Raw genomic sequence first — 16,806 nt, forward strand, 5'->3', positions numbered from 1 at the left:
AAATCGCGCGCAAAACGCGCCAGCGACCTCAGAGCCCGGCAGGAACGTCCCGCACGGAAGATTCGGGCAGTTCCCCGGTGAGCGCGAAGTCCACCCGCCGCGCCACGGACACGACCTGGTCCGCGAACCGCTCGTAGAACCGCGCCAGCAGCGCCACCGAGATCGCGGGCGCGACACCGTCGGCCCAGTCCGGCGCGGTCACCATCGTCATCAGCTCCTCGTACAGCGCGTCGACGCGCTGATCGGACCGGGCCAGCGAAGGGAACACCTCCGCCGTCGGTCCTTCGATCGCCACACCGAGGTCTTCCGCCATCGAAACGACCAGCCCGGCCATCTCGCCGAAGCGTCCGGCGAGTGCGTCGGGGACGGCGAATTCGGGCGCTCGCGCGGCCTGTTCGGCGATGTGCCGGGCAAGGTCGCCCATCCGCTCCAGCCGGTCGGCGCAGTACACCGCCGCGAGGACGGTCCGCAGGTCCCGCGCGACGGGCGCCTGCAGGGCGAGCAGTTTCTGCGCGGCCTCTTCGCATTCGGTCCGCGCCGCGTTCAACTTCGCCTCGACCGTCCCCAGCTCGGCGGCGGCCTCGGCGTCCCGGTCGAGGAAGACCCGGTTGGCCAGCCGCAGTTCCTCGCACGCCATGCAGCACATACCCGACAGGCGGTCGCCGAGGCCGCTCAGCTGACCGTGGAATCGCTCCCTCATGCCGGCACCTTCGCGGGTTCGAGGACGTACGTCGCATACGCCGCGCGGATCACCGGCTGGGCGACGTTGCGCACCGGGACCCCGCCCGGGCTGACCCCCTGCTCGCTGCCGTAGTGCGCGTGCCCGTGGACCGCGAGCGCCACCTGCGCGTCGTCGATCGGCTCGCACAGCAGATACGACCCCAAAAACGGGTGGATCTCCGGCGGTTCGCCGTGCAGTGTGCCCGGGATCGGCGAGTAGTGCGTCAGCGCGACGATCACGTCGGGTTGCTCGTGTTCGAGCCCTTCCAGCGCGGTGCGCAGCCGCTTGGCGGCCGCCATGGTGTGCTCGACGAAGTCCTTCATCTCGCGTTCACCGAACCGGCTCGCGCATTTGCCCGCGAACCCGCCGCCGAAACCCTTCACCCCGGCGACGCCGAGCTTCCCGCCTTCCAGTTCGACCGTGGTGGCCGAGCCTTCGAGGACGGTGATCCCGCTTTCCTCCAGCAGTCCGCTGACCGCCTCGGCCGCGTCCGAGTGGTAGTCGTGGTTGCCGAGCACCGACACCACGGGGACGTCGAGTCCGGCGAACTCGTCGGCGACCACCCTGGCCTCCTCGATGCTGCCGTGCCGGGTGAGGTCACCCGCGAGCAGCAGCACGTCGGCGTGTTCGGCGATGTTGTCCAGTGCCGGCCGCAGCAGGCCTCGGTTGTCCTCCCCGAGGTGGACGTCCCCGACCGCGGCGACCCGGATCACCGGATCTCCTCGGCGTGCGCCGGTTCGCGGATGTCGGCCAGCCGGACGTCGTTGTGCACCAGTTCGGCCGCGATGTGTTCGCAGACGACCGCCTCGATGTCGGCCTTGCGGTTGGCGCAGGCGACCTCGCCGCTGAGCCGGACCTGGTCGCCGCGCACGGTGACGTGCACGCCGAGTTCGGCGGTCCTCGGATCTTCGGCCAGTGCCTTGGTCAGCCTGGCGACCAGGTACTGGGGTGCTTCCGCGGGCATCGGGAGCTCCTTTCCGTCGATGATGGACAGTGCCGCGAGCAGGGTCAGGAACGACCACGCGTACGGGGATTCGGAGGTCTCTTCCGCCACCCGGTGCCAGTCGACCTGTTCACGGAGGTCGCGGGCGATCCGCAGCAGCGGCCCGAAATCGCATCGGTGCGGGCTGAGGACGAGGGCCTTGTCGACGAGCAGATCGGTCCCGTTGAGCACGGGAGCGGCGGTCGGCCCGACCCGCATCAGCGAAGCGCGGTCGAGCATCTCGTCGGTGACCGGGCGGTGGTTTGGCCGGAAGATCAGGTCGACGAGACAGTCGCCGTCGTAGACCTTGGTGAGCCAGTCCTCCGGCGGGCGCACCCGTCTCAGCCCCGCAGCTTCCAGGGCTTTCGTCGCTTCGGGGATGTCTTCGTGTTTGAGGAAGAGGTCGACGTCGTGATCCGACGGCGGTCCGCCCCGCGCGTACACGGCGAGTCCGCCCGCGACGGCGAACCGCACCGACGTCCTGTCCAAAGTGGACACAACCTTGGTCAGCGTGTGCAGCAGTTCCTTCTCGTTCACGGCCGCTCCCCCACTCCGGTGGCCAGTTCGTGGCCCCTCCCGACGTCGGCTTTCAGCGGTTCGGTCGGGAATCCTTCGCCTTCCCGCAGCCCCTTGAGGAACGCTTCGATCGCCTCCTCCGAGGAGTATCGCGGCGTCCAGCCCAGTTCTTCCCTGGCGCGTGTGCAGTCCATCACCGGAAGGTGCAGGACGGCGTCGAAAAGTCCCGGCGTGGCCGGGATCAGGTGCAGCGACCAGGCCGCGGCGAGCGCGCGCCGGACGAAGATCGCCGGGACCTTCACCGGCTTGGCGCCGAAGATCCGCGCGAGCGCACGGGTGTCCAGCACCGGATCGGCGGCGATGTTGAAGGCGCCTTTGACGTCCTGGAGCGCGCAGCGACGGTACGCGTCGGCCACGTCGTCGGTGTGCGCGGTCTGGATCCGCAGCTGCGGGATGTCCGGGAGCACCGGGATCAGCGACGGCCGCACGAGTTCGCCGGGTACGAACGGCCCGGCGAAAAGGCGGCGCTGTTCGGGTGCGGCGGCCTTCTGGAAGAGGAACCCCGGGCGCACCCGCAGCCACGGATGACTCCGGTCGAATGCCTCGAGAACCCTTTCCACATAAGCCTTTTCCCGCGTGTACGCCGCACTCGGCGATCCGTGGGTCGGCCAGTCCTCGGTCACCGGGTGGTCGTCGTCCCTCGGCGAGTACGCGCCGATCGACGACGCGTACACCAGCGCCGGCACCCGCATCGCCTGGACGGCTTCGAAGACCCGGATCGACCCCAGCACGTTGGAGCGCCAGGTGACCTCGGGCCGGTGCGTCGGCTGGAAGAGCCAGGCCAGGTGGATCACCGCGTCGGCTCCGTCGAACACAGCGCGAAGGTCGTCACGCGTGACGTCGGCGGTGACGAACTCGGTCTTCGGGCTCTCCCAGCGGCTCGGGCGCCTCGCCACGCCGACGATCGAGCCGACCTCGGGGTCCGCGCCCAGTGCGCGGACCACCGCCGTCCCGACGTTGCCGGTGGCGCCGGTGACCACGATCCGCTTACCGCTGCTGGTCATGGGTACGGTTACCCGCCGTCGCCCCGGCTTAATCGGCGCGAAGACGCTGGACGAGACGGCGGGCGGGCAGCGCCATCGCCCCCAGTCCGATCGAAGTGGTGACCTCGTCCGTCGGCGTGAGGAGCAGCTGGTCGATCTCGTCGAGCAGCTCGCGGCATCGATCGAGTTCGTCCGTGTCACCCGAACGGGCCACTTCGGCGAGGGCTTCGAGCAGATCGCCGACCACCCCGCGCGCGTATTCGCCGGGATGCCGGAACGGCCGCTCGCGGCGGGCGGCTTCGCTCACCGCGTCGATCAACTGGGCGAGCGGCTGCCACAGGGAGATGAGGTTCGACAAGGACTCCTCCCCCGGTTCACGCCGCCCGCGGAGGTTCAGGTACCGGCCTTCCCTGGTCCAGCCGATCGCGTCCTCCGCCTCCGCGACCAGGCTGCGGACGTCGCGCACGCGGTCGTGCAGGGCTTCGGTCGCTTCGGGTGGCTCGCCGTCGCGGACCAGTGCCGCGGTTTCCTCGAGGACGTCGGCGATCGCCGAAGCCAGCCGGGAGGCGGCCGCCCGCAGGCGCTCGCCGTGCAACGGGGGCAGGATCACCGCGTTCAGCACCGCGCCGATCGCCGCGCCCAGCGCGGTTTCCAGCAGCCTGTCGGCCAGCAGGACGGGTTCGGTCGCGTTGCCGTAGGAGATCAGCAGCATGCCGGTGATCCCGACCCAAACCCCCGAATCGCCGAAACCCCGCCAGGTGCCGATCAGCAAGCCGATGAAGATGACCAGCCCGAGCGCCACCGTCACCGAGGGAATGAGCTGTCCGGCGCCCGCCGCGAGCAGCACCCCCACGCTCACCGCGCCGACCTGCTGCGCCCAGCCGCGCAACGAGCGGTAGACGGTGGCCTGCACCAGGAACACCGCCGCATACGGCGCCAGAAAGGGCTGGGGCAGCCGCAGCACCGCCGTCGCGATGATCCACGCGATCATCGCGGCCGCGGCGGCTTTCGTGGTCTGGATGAGACTCCGTCGTTCTTCCCCCGGAACCCGGAAAGCGCGGGCGGCCCAAGCGAACGGCGCCGCCCAACGGCTCCGGAGGTCCATCACGACCCCCGTGGCGCCAGGTGGACGACTTTGGTCTGGGTCATCTCGTCGAGCAGTTCCGGCCCATAGCCGTAGCCGCTGCCGCTGGCTCCTCGTGGCTGGGCGGCCCCGCCGGGCGCGCCGCCGAACACGTTGTCGATCTTCACGGTGCCGACCGGGAGTTCGCGCCAAGCCCGCTGCGCGTGCGCCATCGAGCGGGTGAGCACCGTGGCCGCGAGACCGTAGTCGCCGGCGGCGGCCTGTTCGAGTGCCTGCTCGAAGTCCGCGGCCACCGTCACCGGTGCGGCCGGGCCGAAGGTCTCCTCGGTGAGGACCCGCATACCCGGGGTGCATCCCGCGAGGACGGTCGCCGGGTAGAAGGCACCGGGGCCGTCCGGGAGCACACCGCCCACCAGCGGATCGGCGCCCTGCGCGATCGCCTCCGTGTGGGCCGCCAGTTCCGCGCCGACGCTCGCTTTACCCTGCACGGTTTGCAGCGCGGGGTCGCGGATCTCCAGTACGACAGGTCGGTCCACCGTCGTCATTCGCACCTCCTCGAAGTATTCGGAGGCCGGTTGCCCGCTGTTCGCCCCTGTCGTGCCGTCGTCGCGCTGGGCACCGCACGATGTGCCGTCCGAAGTGCTCGGCGACCAGCACGCGGCCTGCAAGGACAGCGGTGCCCGGGTCTGCCCCGTGCCCGGCCATCCGTGCCTGGACCGTATCGCGCCCGAAACCGTCGTCGACGCGGTCGCGAGCCTCATCCCGGTGTCGTCTCGCCGCCCAGCGCGGCGATGACCTCGCCGCTGTAGTACGACGAAAGCCGGTTGGACGCCAGGAAGACGTACGACGGCGCGAGATCGTCGGGGTGAGCCGCGCGCTCGAACGGGACCTGGAGGCCGAACTTCTCCACCTTCTCGGGCGGGAAGGTCGACGGGATCAGCGGTGTCCACACCGGACCGGGCGCGACACAGTTGATCCGCACCCCGCGATCGGCCAGTGCCTGCGCCATCGCGTACGTCCAGGCGTGCACGGCACCCTTGGTCGCGGAATAGTCGATCAGGGACTTGTTGCCCCGCAAGCCGTTCACCGAACCGGTGTTGATGATCACCGAGCCCTCCCCCAGATGGGGCAAGGCGGCGTTGGTGACCCGGAAGAAACTGTGGATGTTCACGTCGAAGGTGTGGGTCCACTGCTCGTCGGTGAGCTCTTCCGGGGAATCGACCGGCCACTGCGTGGCGACATTGTTGACCAGGATGTCCAAGCGGCCGAGCTCGTTCACCGTCCGGTCGACGATCTCGCGGCACTGCGCCGCCTCAGCCAGGTCACCCGGCAGAAGGAGGCACTCGCGCCCTTCAGCTCGTACGCGCTCTTCAGTGTACTTCGCGTCCTCGTGCTCGTTCAGGTAGGCGATCGCCACGTCGGCGCCCTCTTTCGCGAAGGCGATGGCGACCGCGCGGCCGATCCCGGAGTCGCCGCCGGTGATGAGCGCACGCTTACCGCTCAGCAGACCGCGGCCCTCGTAGTCCTCCATGGAGTCGCGAGGCGGCGGGTCCATCTTCGACGTCACGCCCGGCGGTTCCTGCTGCTGCGGTGGCCGTAACTTGTCTGGCATCGGAATCCTCCCGTCGGGTGCTTTCGCCGACGGTTACCCGGATGGCCGCTCTCTCGAACATGCGCGGCCGCCGCGGCGCACCCAATGTGGCATTGGGGACGCTCACCGTCCCCAATGCCACATTGGGAGCACGCCACCCCGACGCGACCACGGCACCACGAACCGGTGCGCCCAGGTCAAGCGTTGCGAAAGCCACTTTCGCAACCTTCAACGTTGCGAAAGTGGCTTTCGCATCACCCGCGGCCAAGGGCGGTCACGTGTGCTTGGAGGGACGACACGCGTGTTGGGATGGACGACACACGTGATCAGAGGGACGACACGCGTGTCGTCCCTCTGATCACGTGCGTCGTCCGTCGGATCACGCGTGTCGGCCATCCAGTCACGCGTGGCGTCCGTCCGGCCACGTCGCGGACTACGGGCAGGAAGGCTCAGTGCACCCGCCGGTCCTCCGCCGTGCCCCGGTACCGGATCGTCCACAGGCTCCGGCGGATGTAGGTGCGCTGCAACCACCGGTCCCGCCCGTTGTGCCGCGCGAAGAACTGCGACCGCGCGTGCAGGCCCTTTCGGTTGTTGATCAGCAGCGCCGTCCCCGGCTCCAGTCTGACCTGGTGCGCGACCTCGCGGCAGATCCGCTGCAGTTCCTCGAGCGCCTGTTCCGCCTCGACGGTCTCCCCCACCACACCGTTGGCCGATACCGCCACTTCCGGCGAGTCCGCCGGCCCGGAGATGATCGGCACGAGGTCGGACAGCACGTCAGCCCCCTTCGCGACGTCGCGCACGTAGCTGCCGGGCGCGTTGAGCCGGAACAGCGGGCGGCGCAGGACGTCGAGCACCTCGGGGGCCAGTGCGGCGGAGATGTCCCGGCCGTCGGCGTAGTAGGTGACGGCCTCCTTGTTCCCGTCCTGACGTACGCAGTTCAGCACCAGGAAGTCCGGATTGGACACGTCGTAGCGACCGAGGTCGTCGTGCACGATGTCGTTGTGGAAGTTCAGGAACACGTGCGAGCTCTGGTTGGTCTGGCTCCGCGCCCCCGCTGAGACCGGGACGACGTCGTGCACGAGCCGCCCGCTCTTCTCGGTGGTGAACCCGACGGGCTCGCCGAGCAGCTGACTCAGTCCCAAAAGGACGGTCTCGGCGACGAACGTCTTCTTGTCCTTGCTGGGTTCCCCGTCGACCGGCGTCTCCGGGAGCTCCTGGTCCACCGGCAGGTTGCGCACGAGCGCGACGCCGGGGGTGTCGACGTGCCTGCCGAAGTCCAGGATCGTCTGCAACTGCTCGATCGGCAGCTTCGAGAACGCGACCCGGAGCATCGCGAGCGAGCGGTCGATGTCGTCGGCGGGGTTCGGGAAGGACCGCAGCTCGCTGCCGATGGTGTCCCGGACCTCGTCGGCGAGCACGACCTCGGCGAAGGTGCTGACTAGGGTTTCCTGCTTACTGGTCATGGTGTCCTATCTGCTCTCCGCCGCCGCTGGACCGGCGGTCTTGTCCAAGTCCTTTCCGGACTTCTTCCCGAACTTGGCGATCAGGGTGAGCGCGGGGGCGGTCGCGATCGTCGAGACCAGCGTCATGATCACGAGCATCGCGAACACCGCCGGGCTGATCACCTTCAGCTGGAGGCCGACGTTGAGCACCACCAGTTCCGTGAGCCCCCGGCAGTTCATCAGCGCCCCGAGCGACAGCGACTCGCGCCAGCCGACACCGGTCAACCGCGCCGCCGCGGTGCTGCCCGCCCACTTCGCGAACACCGCCACCGCCGTGATCAGCACGGTCCAGAGCCACAACGATCCGGAGCCGAGCAGGCTGAACTCGGTGTGCAGTCCCGTGTAGGCGAAGAAGAGCGGCAGCAGCAGGGTGAGGGTGACGCTGCCGAGCTTCCCTGCCGCGCGGGCGACGACCGGGTCCGTCCTCGGCGCGATCACGCCGAAGAGGAAGGCGCCGAAGATCGCGTGGATGCCGATTTCGTTGGTGGCCAAGGCCGACAGCATGATCCCGCCGAGCAGGATCGCGAGCACCGCGGGTTCCGGCACCCGGCTGAGCACCTTGCCCAGCAGTGGCTTGACGACATAGATCATGACCACGACGAACGCGAGGGTGAGCCCGGCGGTCAGGAAGACCTCCGACGGCGCCCCGCCCTGGCTGACGGCGACCACGACGGCCAGCAGGCACCACGCGGCGACGTCGTCGACTGCGGCGCAGGTGAGCGCGAGCGCGCCCAGCGGGGTCTTCGAGATCCCCCGGTCGGTGAGGATCCTCGCCAGCACCGGGAAGGCCGTCACGCTCATGGAGACCGCGATGAACAGTCCGAACGCGAGGAAGCCGACGTCTCCGCCGAAAGTCGGATACATGCCGAGCGCGAGCAGGATGCCGCAGACCATCGGCAGCGCGATGCTGACCTGGCTGACCGTCACCGCCGTGAAGCCGCGCTTGCGGACCGCGTCGACATCGATCTCGGATCCGACCAGGTACATGAAGAAGATCAGGCCCAGCTGGGAAAGGATGTCGATCGCCGAGACCACTCCGCCGGGGAACAACCAGCCGAACGCGCCGGGCCAGACGATCCCGAACAGCGACGGCCCCAGCAGGATGCCCGCGACGATCTCGCCGATCACCGCGGGCTGGCCGAGCCGCCGGGCCAGGACGCCTGCCAGATGGCAGGCGCCCAGGATCACCGGCAGCGCGACCAGCAGGCGCGCGTAGACGTCGGGTCCGCCGCCCGCGGCCTTGGCCGCCGTGCTCACGACCGGCGCGTTGGCCGCTCCCAGTCCGAGCACCACGACGACGACCACCGCCGGGACCGCGATCAACGCCGTCCCGACGAAGATCCGGCGCAGTGTGGTGCGCCCGACCCGATCCCGCACAGCCGTATCCATCGAGTTCTCCCTAACCGGCACGTAGTTCCAGCGTGCAGCATTTGACACTGCCGCCCGCCTTGAGCAATTCGGACAGGTCGGCACCGATCGGTTCGAAGCCGTGCTCCCGCAACTGCGCGGTCAGCTCGGTGGCCGCCTGCGGCAGCACGACGTGCTTGCCGTCGGAGACGGCGTTGAGACCGAAGACGGACGCGTCACGTTCGGAGGCGAGGATCGCGTCGGGGTACATCTCCTTCAGCAGCAGACGGCTGTCCTCGGAGAACGCACCCGGGTAGTACATGACCGTGTCCTCGTCGAGGACGGCGAGCGCCGTGTCGAGGTGGTAGTACCGCGGGTCGATCAACGTCAGCTTGGTCACCGGACGGCCGAAGAACTCGCGGGATTCGTTGTGCGCCTCGGGGTTCGTGCGGAACCCGGTCCCGGCGAGGATCGTGCTCCCGGTGACGAGGTAGTCGCCCTCGCCCTCGTTCACCCACTGCGCCTGCCGCACGTAGCGGTATCCGCTGGCCCGAAACCATTCCAGGTACGCCTCGGACTCGCCCGCCCGCTGCACGTGGTGGAATCGCGCGACGAGCACCTGCCCGTCGACCACGGTGGCGCCGTTGGCCGCGAACACCATGTCGGGCAGGCCGGGCAACGGATCGAGCAGCTCGACACGATGGCCGAGGTCGACGTACAGATCGCGCAGCCACTCCCATTGCGCGACGGCCAGCTCGGTGTCCGTGGGTTTCTTCGGGTCCATCCAGGGATTGATCGAGTACTCGACGTCGAAGTACGTCGGTCTGACCATCAGGTATTGCCGTTGGGTGGCAGTCCGTGACACGCTTCCTCCACGCGGTTTTGGGCGTCTTCCGCCACCGGACCCTGGGTGAGGCTCCGGTTTCGTCGAACAGGATTCGGTACTACTTCTGGGTTTCGGAGAGTTTGACCTCGATCTTGCCCGCCAGGTCGTTCGCGTTGCGCATGGCTTCGTCGAAGGTCGAGCCGAGCGCGCCGATGCCGCCGAAGATGTTGTTGCCCAGCGGCGGGCGCTTGATCAGGTCACCCGGCTTCGCGAAGATCTTGAGGTAGTACAGGGATTCCGAGTCGTTCACCGCCGGCGGGACCTCGATCGAGGCGATCACGCCGCCCGGGCAGATCAGGCACATCGCGGCGGTGTGCAGTCCGGTCGGGCTGAAATGGCGGACGTCCGGCCGCACCCCGCGGGAGACGTCCATGAGTCCCTTGATCGGGTCGTAGCCCGCCGAAAGCCGGGCCATGTGGTCGAGTCCGCCGCCGCCGGGGCGGACCGCGATCTCCAGCAGGAACGGTTTGCCCTGGTGGAAGCGGACTTCGGCGTGCAACGCGCCGCGAGTGAGCCCCTGTGCCCGTACCCCGGCGGTCACCACGGCGTGCACCTCGGCGACCTGTTCGGCGGTGAGCGACGTGGGCGCGTGGTGCACGTCGTCGTCGAAGGTCTCGCCCTCCGACGTGACCCTGTCCACAATGGACCCGAGGTAGACCTCGTCGTCCCAGGCGACGGCTTCGATGAGGTGCTCATGACCGTCCAGAAAGGACTCGACGAGCAGGCCGTGCGGGCCGAGGTCCAGGCCTTCGGCCTCCATGTTGTACCAGCTCATGCCGTCGATGCCTTCGCGCGCCTGTGCGTAGCGCTCCCGCATCTTCTCCTCGTCGTCGACCCGGAACACGAAGTTGCTGGCCGCGCCGAGCGTCGGCTTGAGGATCACCGGATAGCCGAAGTCTTCGGCCGCTCGAAGGGCCGAATCGAGGTCTTCGACGAATCGGAAGTTCGGATGTGCGGCCTCGCCCTTTTCGTGCGCCTGCCGCATGATCAGCTTGTTCCGGCTCGTCCGCGCCGCGTCCACTCCCACGCCGGGCAGGTCGAGTGCTTCGGCCACCGCGGCGACCAGGACCACACCGGACTCGGAGAAGGTGAGCACTCCGTCGAAGGACTCTTCCGCGTGCCAGGCCTTCGCGTGCCGGATCAGGTCGTCGATGTGGTTGCTGCCGGCGACCCGGTAACGCTCGGACGGCCAGAGATCCTCGGTCCCGATCCCGTTGAGCACGTACAGCACCCCGCCGAAGTCCTCGATCTGCTGGTACCGGGGCAGGTAGTAGTAGGAGTTCTGGCTGGCTTCCAGCGCGAGCAGTTTCACGACACACCTCGTAGGGCAGGACGGATCGGGTGGACACCGTCCGCTCGCACGAGCGGCCGGTCGAGCGGTTCGAGTCCGGTCGGGGCCGGTTCGGCGCCGGTCAGGCGCGCGGCGAGGGAGCGGGCGATCAGCGGGGCGAACTTGAACGACGAGCCGCCGCACGCCGCGTAGGACAGGACCCGGTCGCCCAGGACGGCGAGCATCGGGCCGAGGGTGGAGCGCCGGGCCAGGTAGTGGCAGTCCCGGGTGTCGATCAGCCAGTCCCGGCGGAAGCCCGGGATCAGCGCGGTGAACGTGTCGATCAGGTGCTCACGCCACCACGAGGGCACGGTGGCGCCGCCGACCTCGTCGACCACCCGGCACGCGCTCGCGGCGCTGAGCTTCAACGGCGTCCCGGCGACCGGCGGCACCAGCCAGGCGCCGCCGTCGGAGCCGAGCGAGGTGATCGCCGGGGTCGCGGCCCACGCGGCGGCGTCGGCGGGCGGCACGTCGCAGTAGAGCATGGTCTGCCGGTGCAGCACGAGTTCCCTGGACAGCTCGGGCGCCAGCAGCTCCCGCGACCACGGCCCCGCCGCCAGCAGGACCGCGTCCCCGCGGAGCATCTCGCCGTCGGCAAGCCGGACCTCGGCCCGGTCGGCGTCGACCCCGACCACCTTGCGATGCGGGTGGAGTTCCGCGTGCGCGTGCCAACGCAGCCAGCCGGCGCAGGCCGCCAGCAAGCGATCGGCGAGCAGGATCCCCGCGTGCGACTCGAAGACCGCGCCCGTCCCAGGGGCGAATCCGGCGTGCGGGAACTCGGCGGCGAGTTCGTCCGCGCCGAACACTTCGGCCTTCGATCCGGCCACTGTCAGCAGGTCCCGCGCTGCAGTCGCGTCGTCCGTCCCGAGCGCGGTGAGCGCGCCGGACTGTTCGTAGAACGCCGTGGACAGCAGGTGTTCGAGTTCGATCCACGCGTGGTGCGCACCGACGGCGGCCGCCGTCGTGGCGAGGTCACCGGGGTGCAGTGCGCGCAGCACTCGATGACGGTCGAACGAAGTCGCGCCGGAGAACGGGATGTCCGCCTGATCGGCGATCACCACTTCGTGCCCGGCCGACACGCATTCCACGGCGGTCAGCAACGCGATGACCCCGCCGCCCGCGAGCACGACTCGCATGGCCTTCCCCCTCCTGGCGAAAAGTTCGATGGACGCGACGAGGTCCCCGGATGCCACGACTGGGCGCGTGGCATCCGGGTCTTGCCCCCGTTGGGCAAGGATTCAGGAGTCGCGCGGGGTCACGAACGTGTCGTTGATGACGTAGCCGTCGAGGCCGTACGTCTCCCCGTACTCGATGAGATCGCTGGTGCGGTTGAGGAAACCGCGCCCGTTGTTGTTCAGCGAGGTGTTGCAGAGCACGCTGAACCCGGTCTGCTCGCGGAACGCCTCGAGCAGGTCGGTGATGCCGGCGTTGCGTTCCCGCGTCACCGTCTGGGTGCGCGCGGTCCCGTCGATGTGCGTGATGGCCTTCAACTCGTCGGAGGTGACGTGGTTGAAGTACAACATGTACGGATCCTCGACCGAGCCGACGAACCACTTGGGGGCGTCGGATTCCAGCGCGATCGGGGCGATCGGGCGGTAGTCCTCGCGGCGCTTGATCTTGTTGAGCCGCACGGTGGTGTCCACGGTGAACGGCGCGGCCAGGATCGACCGGTTGCCCAGCGCCCGCGGGCCCATCTCGTACCGGCCACGCGCCCAGCCGATGATGTTGCCGTCCTTGAGGTACTTCGCGACCTCGCTCGCCACGAGCGGCCGCGTCTCGTACTTGGCGGGATCCGGGACGACGTCCTCGACGAAGTTCTCCCCCGCGTAGACGTCCCAATCGATGGTCGCCTGCCCGGTGTAGAACCACTGCGCGTCGATGGCCGTGCCCAGCGCGGAACCGCTGTCGTTGGGGCAAGGCGGCACGAACACCGAGGAGAACAGGCCGCTCTCACGCCACAAGCGGTTCCAGTCGCAGTTCAGACCGCAGCCGCCGGAGATCAGCAGCGGCAGGCCTTCGGTCAGGTTCTTCTCGGCGTAGTCGTGGAACCGGTCGAAGATCGCCTGCGAATGCTTCGCCGCCGCGTTGCGGTACTCCTGCGACCAGACGCCGGCGTTGTACAGATGGGACCAGGACATCTCCTCTTTGGACAGACCGAGGATGATGCCGTCGCGGTCGAGGATGAAGTCGATGGTCTTCTGCTCGTCCGGGGTGAGCGGGCCGGGCTCGGCGAACCCGGTCAGCGCCATCTGCTTGCCGGCGTCGTTGAACCGGAACTTTCCTTTGCCCATCGGGAAGCCCGGGTCCGCCAGCGCGAACAGGTACGCGTACTTCGCACCGGGGTCGGTCAGCACGTGCTTCAGATGTGTGGCCTCACCGTGTTCGTCGATCCGGTAGAAGTCGCCGATGTTCCCTTCCCACACCAGGGAGTAGTACTCCTGGCCGGGGGCGGCGGGCGCCATCCCGAGGGAGGTGTAGATGTGCGAGCGCTCGTGAGTGGAGGAGAAGTAGCGCACGTCCTTGCCGAAGAACTTGCCCGCCTCATCGGAGATCGCGCCCTCGCCGACACCGAAGTATCCGGTGCGGGAGGGCGGTTCCACCGAGAATTCCCCCTTGACCCAGCCACCGAGCGCGACCACGTCGGGACGGGAGTCGAGCATGCCCGCCGCACGCGCGATCAGCTCGCCGGTGATCCGGTCGTAGCGCGGGTAGTTGTCCTTTTCCGACTCCAGCGCGAACAGCAGCTTGCCGTCCTCGATCGCCACGATCCCGCCATCGTGACCCTCCTTCATCGACAGAATCAGCATTGTGTCACCGAATTTCGCTCGCCTTCATTCGTCGACTCATTCAAACCGCGCGGCTCGTTGACCGGAAGCGCCGCACGGGGAGAACAATCAACCTTCGGACGAGCCACCCGGCAGCGTGCGCACGGCCTCGTGGCGCAGCGATTCGAACGCGTTCTTCCTGGCCCTGCGGCCCACTATCGGGACGGCGGCGGCGAACGGGCTCGGTTCGCGCTGCCGCTCGGCGGCGAACGCACTGACCAATCGGGAGACCGCGTACCGGCCGGCGACGCTGGCACGCCGGAGAAGTCCGGCGTCCACTACGGATTCGAGGAGTTCGTCGGCGGTTTCGATCATGATGCCCATCGCCGCCGCGATGCCGATCGACGTCGTCCAGCCCGCCCCACTCTGCCCGAAGTGATGGACGGCCTCCCGTTCGGCGACCGAAAGCCGTTCATACGCCGAGGTGAACCGGTCCCGGACATTGACGTCTCCCACGGCGAGACTGTCCATGAGCCGCTCGCGATCGGCGAGCTGGCCCGCCGTGTACGCGATCGCCCATTCCGGACGCGCGGCGATCTTGCGGCCGACGATGTTGATCGCCAACGGCAGATCCCCGCACAACTCGGCGATCGTGTCGGTGGCGTCGTGTTCCGACCGCACCCGGCCCTGGCCGGCGATCCTGCCGATCAATGTCAGCGATTCCTTGCGGGAGAACGTGTCCAGCTCGATCCGGTTCGTGTCCTCCAGCCCCAGCAGCCGGGCGCGGCTGGTCACCACGACCTGGCTGTGCGGGGCCCGGCCCAGCAGCGGCCGCACCTGTCCTTCGTCGCTGACGCCCGCGAGGAGCACGAACAACCTGCGTTCCGCGAGCAGGGATCGGTACAGCCCGATCCGCTGCATCGGGTCGTCGGGCACGAGATGCGCCGGCACGCCGAGCGCGCGCAGGAAACCACGCACGATCCCGTTGGCCGACCGGCCACCGGTTCCGCCGTCCCCCAGATCGGCGTAGAGCTGCCCGTCCGGGAAGTCCGCCGCCACCTCTTCGGCCAGCCGCAAGGCGAAGGCCGTCTTCCCCACGCCTATCGGCCCGCTGACGAGCAACGGCACCTTGACCGGCCCGGTCGACCCGATCATCCCGGCGGCGTCGGCCAGATCCCGTTCCCTGCCGACGAAAGTCCTCGATCCCATGGGCAGCTGAGCCGGATGGGCGAGACGGATGACGCCGGATGACACCGCGTGCGCGGCATCCGGCGGAACCTCCGCCTGCGGTGACGTGGGCGCACGGTCCTCCCGGACCTCGGCGCCGCTCCCGGTCTGCCCGGCGACACTCCGCCAACGTCGTTCCCACGCCGCACGATCCCCACCGCACGCGGAGACGAACGCCAAGGTCACGGCGAGAGTGGGCAGTCGGTGGCCGCTGGCCGCGCTGGACAGCACGGAAGGTGCGAACAGTGCCGTCCTCGCGAGTTCCCGGTAGCTCGGGTTTCCCGCTCGGTTCCTCAAAACGCGCAGATCGTGAGCGAATGCGGCGATCGGACCGGTTGTGCCGTCCAACGGTCGCTCGGGTCTGCCCATGCCATCTCCTCCCCTGGATGGGGTAACGCAATCGCGCTGCGTGACCACCACCCCTGCGGCCTTCCTGGCCACAACCCTAAAGGACCAATCAACCATGCAGCAGATACAAATAGGTGACTCAATGTACAAAGTCCAATAGTTGGACGCGGAAATTCACCCCCTTGGTGGCACCGGATAGAGTTCGCGCATGTCTGACGCCCTGCCGCCACTCGCCGAACTCCGGCGGGCCGCCGAAGTGTTCAACGGCTTCGCGAATGCCGACACCTCATGGCTTCGACTCGTACAAGAAACGCGGTCCGCGATCGACCTGTCACAGCCCGCACATCGCACAATTCTTCTTCGCTGGTTGAACTCGTGGGGATGCCGGATCCGCTACCCTCGGGACGGCGAACCCGCCCCCTTCGACGAGGGGGTCCGGGCTTGGTGGGAGACCTGGGGCACTACGCTCCCATCCGTCGACCTCGCCGACCTGACCGACACGGGGATCGACACCGCCGCGAAGGCGTACGCGGACCTCTCGGGCGTCGTCGTCTCAGCCGGACGGGCCCGGCGCACCCTCGGTCCGACCGCCGCGGCCAAGGCACTGTATGCGTTGCTGCCCAACACGATCATGCCGTGGGACGCCGCCATCGCGGCCGCCCTCCACGGCGCCCGCGACGGCGCCGCGTTCGGCAGGCACCTCCGGCTCGGCCGCGACTGGGCCGCCGCGGTGATCGCGGAGGCGGGAGACGGCGGGGAGGACATCCCCGCCCTGGTGGGCAGGCCCGTGTCACTGGCGAAGGTCCTCGACGAATACCTTTACGTCGCCTTCACCATGGGCGCCAAGGGTGACTGGGGAACAGACAGCGGAGAATGGTGGAAAAATGGTAACCGGGGATGACGTCAGAAAGATCGCTTCGGAGCTACCCCGCGCCTATGAGGCACTGGTCCGGGACCGGGCGAAGTTCCGCGTGGGGCGAATCGTCTTCCTTTCGCTCTCACCCGACGAAACCGTGATGGGATTCGGCTATCCCAAAGAAGAGCGGGAAGCGCTGGTGGCAGGCGAGCCGGACAAGTTCATGATGCCGATTCCCTCCGATATGCGCTATCAGTGGGTTCGCGTCCGGCTGTCCGCGATCGATTACGAGGAGTTACGAGAGCTGATCGTCGACTCTTGGCGAATGTGCGTGCCCAAGAAGGTCTGGACGGAATACCTGGAAAAGAACCCGCGGTGAAATCCTCCTTTCGGCGTGCGCCGTTCGGCCCCCTCGACTGCCCTTTTCGGTCGCGTGAATCGCCATTCGGCCGATGAAGCGGGTAGAAATCCGGTGCTGCGGCGGCCCGGCATCGTGTTGACGCGTGACTCGCGTGATTGAAGCCGTAACTCGCGTGTCTGGAGCCGTAACTCGCGTGTCTGGGGACGGATGACAGCCGGGTGCGAGAGTTACGCCTTCAATCACGTGT

General features: G+C 68.4%; 15 protein-coding genes and 2 pseudogenes. 3 read left to right on the forward strand and 14 right to left on the reverse strand.

The window, feature by feature from the left end; genetic code table 11:
• Window positions 1-28: 28 nt before the first annotated feature.
• The 6 genes and pseudogenes from DL991_RS32970 to DL991_RS32995 form a co-directional block, all read right to left on the reverse strand.
• On the reverse strand, window positions 29-700 hold the full coding sequence (locus tag DL991_RS32970) for a PhoU domain-containing protein (protein WP_125788263.1): 672 nt from the start codon (window positions 698-700) through the stop codon (window positions 29-31).
• Entirely contained in the window at window positions 697-1,434 is a 738-nt protein-coding gene (locus DL991_RS32975) for a metallophosphoesterase (protein ID WP_125788264.1), read from the reverse strand. Before DL991_RS32975 ends, DL991_RS32970 begins: the two co-directional genes overlap by 4 nt.
• Window positions 1,431-2,240: a nucleotidyltransferase family protein gene (locus tag DL991_RS32980; protein WP_125788265.1), complete on the reverse strand. Its 810-nt coding sequence runs from the start codon at window positions 2,238-2,240 to the stop codon at window positions 1,431-1,433. Before DL991_RS32980 ends, DL991_RS32975 begins: the two co-directional genes overlap by 4 nt.
• Entirely contained in the window at window positions 2,237-3,283 is a 1,047-nt protein-coding gene (locus tag DL991_RS32985; protein ID WP_125788266.1) for an NAD-dependent epimerase/dehydratase family protein, read from the reverse strand. Before DL991_RS32985 ends, DL991_RS32980 begins: the two co-directional genes overlap by 4 nt.
• Before the next feature lie 28 nt (window positions 3,284-3,311).
• Window positions 3,312-4,367: an aromatic acid exporter family protein gene (locus DL991_RS32990; RefSeq protein ID WP_125788267.1), complete on the reverse strand. Its 1,056-nt coding sequence runs from the start codon at window positions 4,365-4,367 to the stop codon at window positions 3,312-3,314.
• Window positions 4,367-4,792 (reverse strand): annotated as a pseudogene (locus DL991_RS32995) (aldehyde dehydrogenase family protein); the annotation flags it as partial. The pseudogene DL991_RS32995 and the gene DL991_RS32990, both read right to left, overlap by 1 nt.
• A gap of 136 nt (window positions 4,793-4,928) precedes the next feature.
• Between DL991_RS32995 and DL991_RS43560 the strand changes: the two are divergent.
• Window positions 4,929-5,141, forward strand: a pseudogene (locus DL991_RS43560) (glycosyltransferase family 9 protein); the annotation flags it as partial.
• Here DL991_RS43560 and DL991_RS33005 read toward each other — a convergent pair.
• The 8 genes from DL991_RS33005 to DL991_RS33040 all read right to left on the reverse strand — a co-directional run bounded on the left by DL991_RS33005 (window position 5,104) and on the right by DL991_RS33040 (window position 15,363).
• A complete protein-coding gene (locus DL991_RS33005; RefSeq protein WP_125788268.1) occupies window positions 5,104-5,958 on the reverse strand; it encodes an SDR family oxidoreductase in 855 nt (284 codons plus the stop codon). The pseudogene DL991_RS43560 and the gene DL991_RS33005 overlap by 38 nt on opposite strands.
• Window positions 5,959-6,386: 428 nt before the next feature.
• A complete protein-coding gene (locus DL991_RS33010; RefSeq protein WP_125788269.1) occupies window positions 6,387-7,400 on the reverse strand; it encodes a TauD/TfdA family dioxygenase in 1,014 nt (337 codons plus the stop codon).
• A 6-nt stretch (window positions 7,401-7,406) separates the two neighbouring features.
• Window positions 7,407-8,828: a cation:proton antiporter gene (locus tag DL991_RS33015; protein ID WP_125788270.1), complete on the reverse strand. Its 1,422-nt coding sequence runs from the start codon at window positions 8,826-8,828 to the stop codon at window positions 7,407-7,409.
• 10 nt (window positions 8,829-8,838) lie between these two features.
• A complete protein-coding gene (ddaH, locus tag DL991_RS33020; RefSeq protein WP_125788271.1) occupies window positions 8,839-9,651 on the reverse strand; it encodes a dimethylargininase in 813 nt (270 codons plus the stop codon).
• 79 nt (window positions 9,652-9,730) lie between these two features.
• On the reverse strand, window positions 9,731-10,984 hold the full coding sequence (locus DL991_RS33025; RefSeq protein ID WP_125788272.1) for an ATP-grasp domain-containing protein: 1,254 nt from the start codon (window positions 10,982-10,984) through the stop codon (window positions 9,731-9,733).
• Window positions 10,981-12,138, reverse strand: coding sequence for an FAD-binding oxidoreductase (locus DL991_RS33030; RefSeq protein WP_125788273.1), 1,158 nt, complete (start codon window positions 12,136-12,138; stop codon window positions 10,981-10,983). Before DL991_RS33030 ends, DL991_RS33025 begins: the two co-directional genes overlap by 4 nt.
• A 102-nt stretch (window positions 12,139-12,240) precedes the next feature.
• Window positions 12,241-13,809 (reverse strand): carbamoyltransferase C-terminal domain-containing protein, encoded by a 1,569-nt coding sequence (locus DL991_RS33035; RefSeq protein ID WP_125788274.1) that lies wholly within the window; start codon window positions 13,807-13,809, stop codon window positions 12,241-12,243.
• A gap of 87 nt (window positions 13,810-13,896) precedes the next feature.
• Window positions 13,897-15,363: an NB-ARC domain-containing protein gene (locus tag DL991_RS33040; protein ID WP_125788275.1), complete on the reverse strand. Its 1,467-nt coding sequence runs from the start codon at window positions 15,361-15,363 to the stop codon at window positions 13,897-13,899.
• A 187-nt stretch (window positions 15,364-15,550) separates the two neighbouring features.
• Between DL991_RS33040 and DL991_RS33045 the strand changes: the two genes are divergently transcribed.
• On the forward strand, window positions 15,551-16,243 hold the full coding sequence (locus DL991_RS33045) for a hypothetical protein (RefSeq protein WP_125788276.1): 693 nt from the start codon (window positions 15,551-15,553) through the stop codon (window positions 16,241-16,243).
• Window positions 16,227-16,577: an MmcQ/YjbR family DNA-binding protein gene (locus DL991_RS33050; protein WP_125788277.1), complete on the forward strand. Its 351-nt coding sequence runs from the start codon at window positions 16,227-16,229 to the stop codon at window positions 16,575-16,577. The genes DL991_RS33045 and DL991_RS33050 overlap by 17 nt, the downstream gene beginning before the upstream one ends.
• Window positions 16,578-16,806 lie beyond the last annotated feature (229 nt).

The sequence above is a fragment of the Amycolatopsis sp. WAC 01375 genome, from assembly GCF_003947325.1.
Classification (GTDB): Bacteria; Actinomycetota; Actinomycetes; order Mycobacteriales; family Pseudonocardiaceae; genus Amycolatopsis.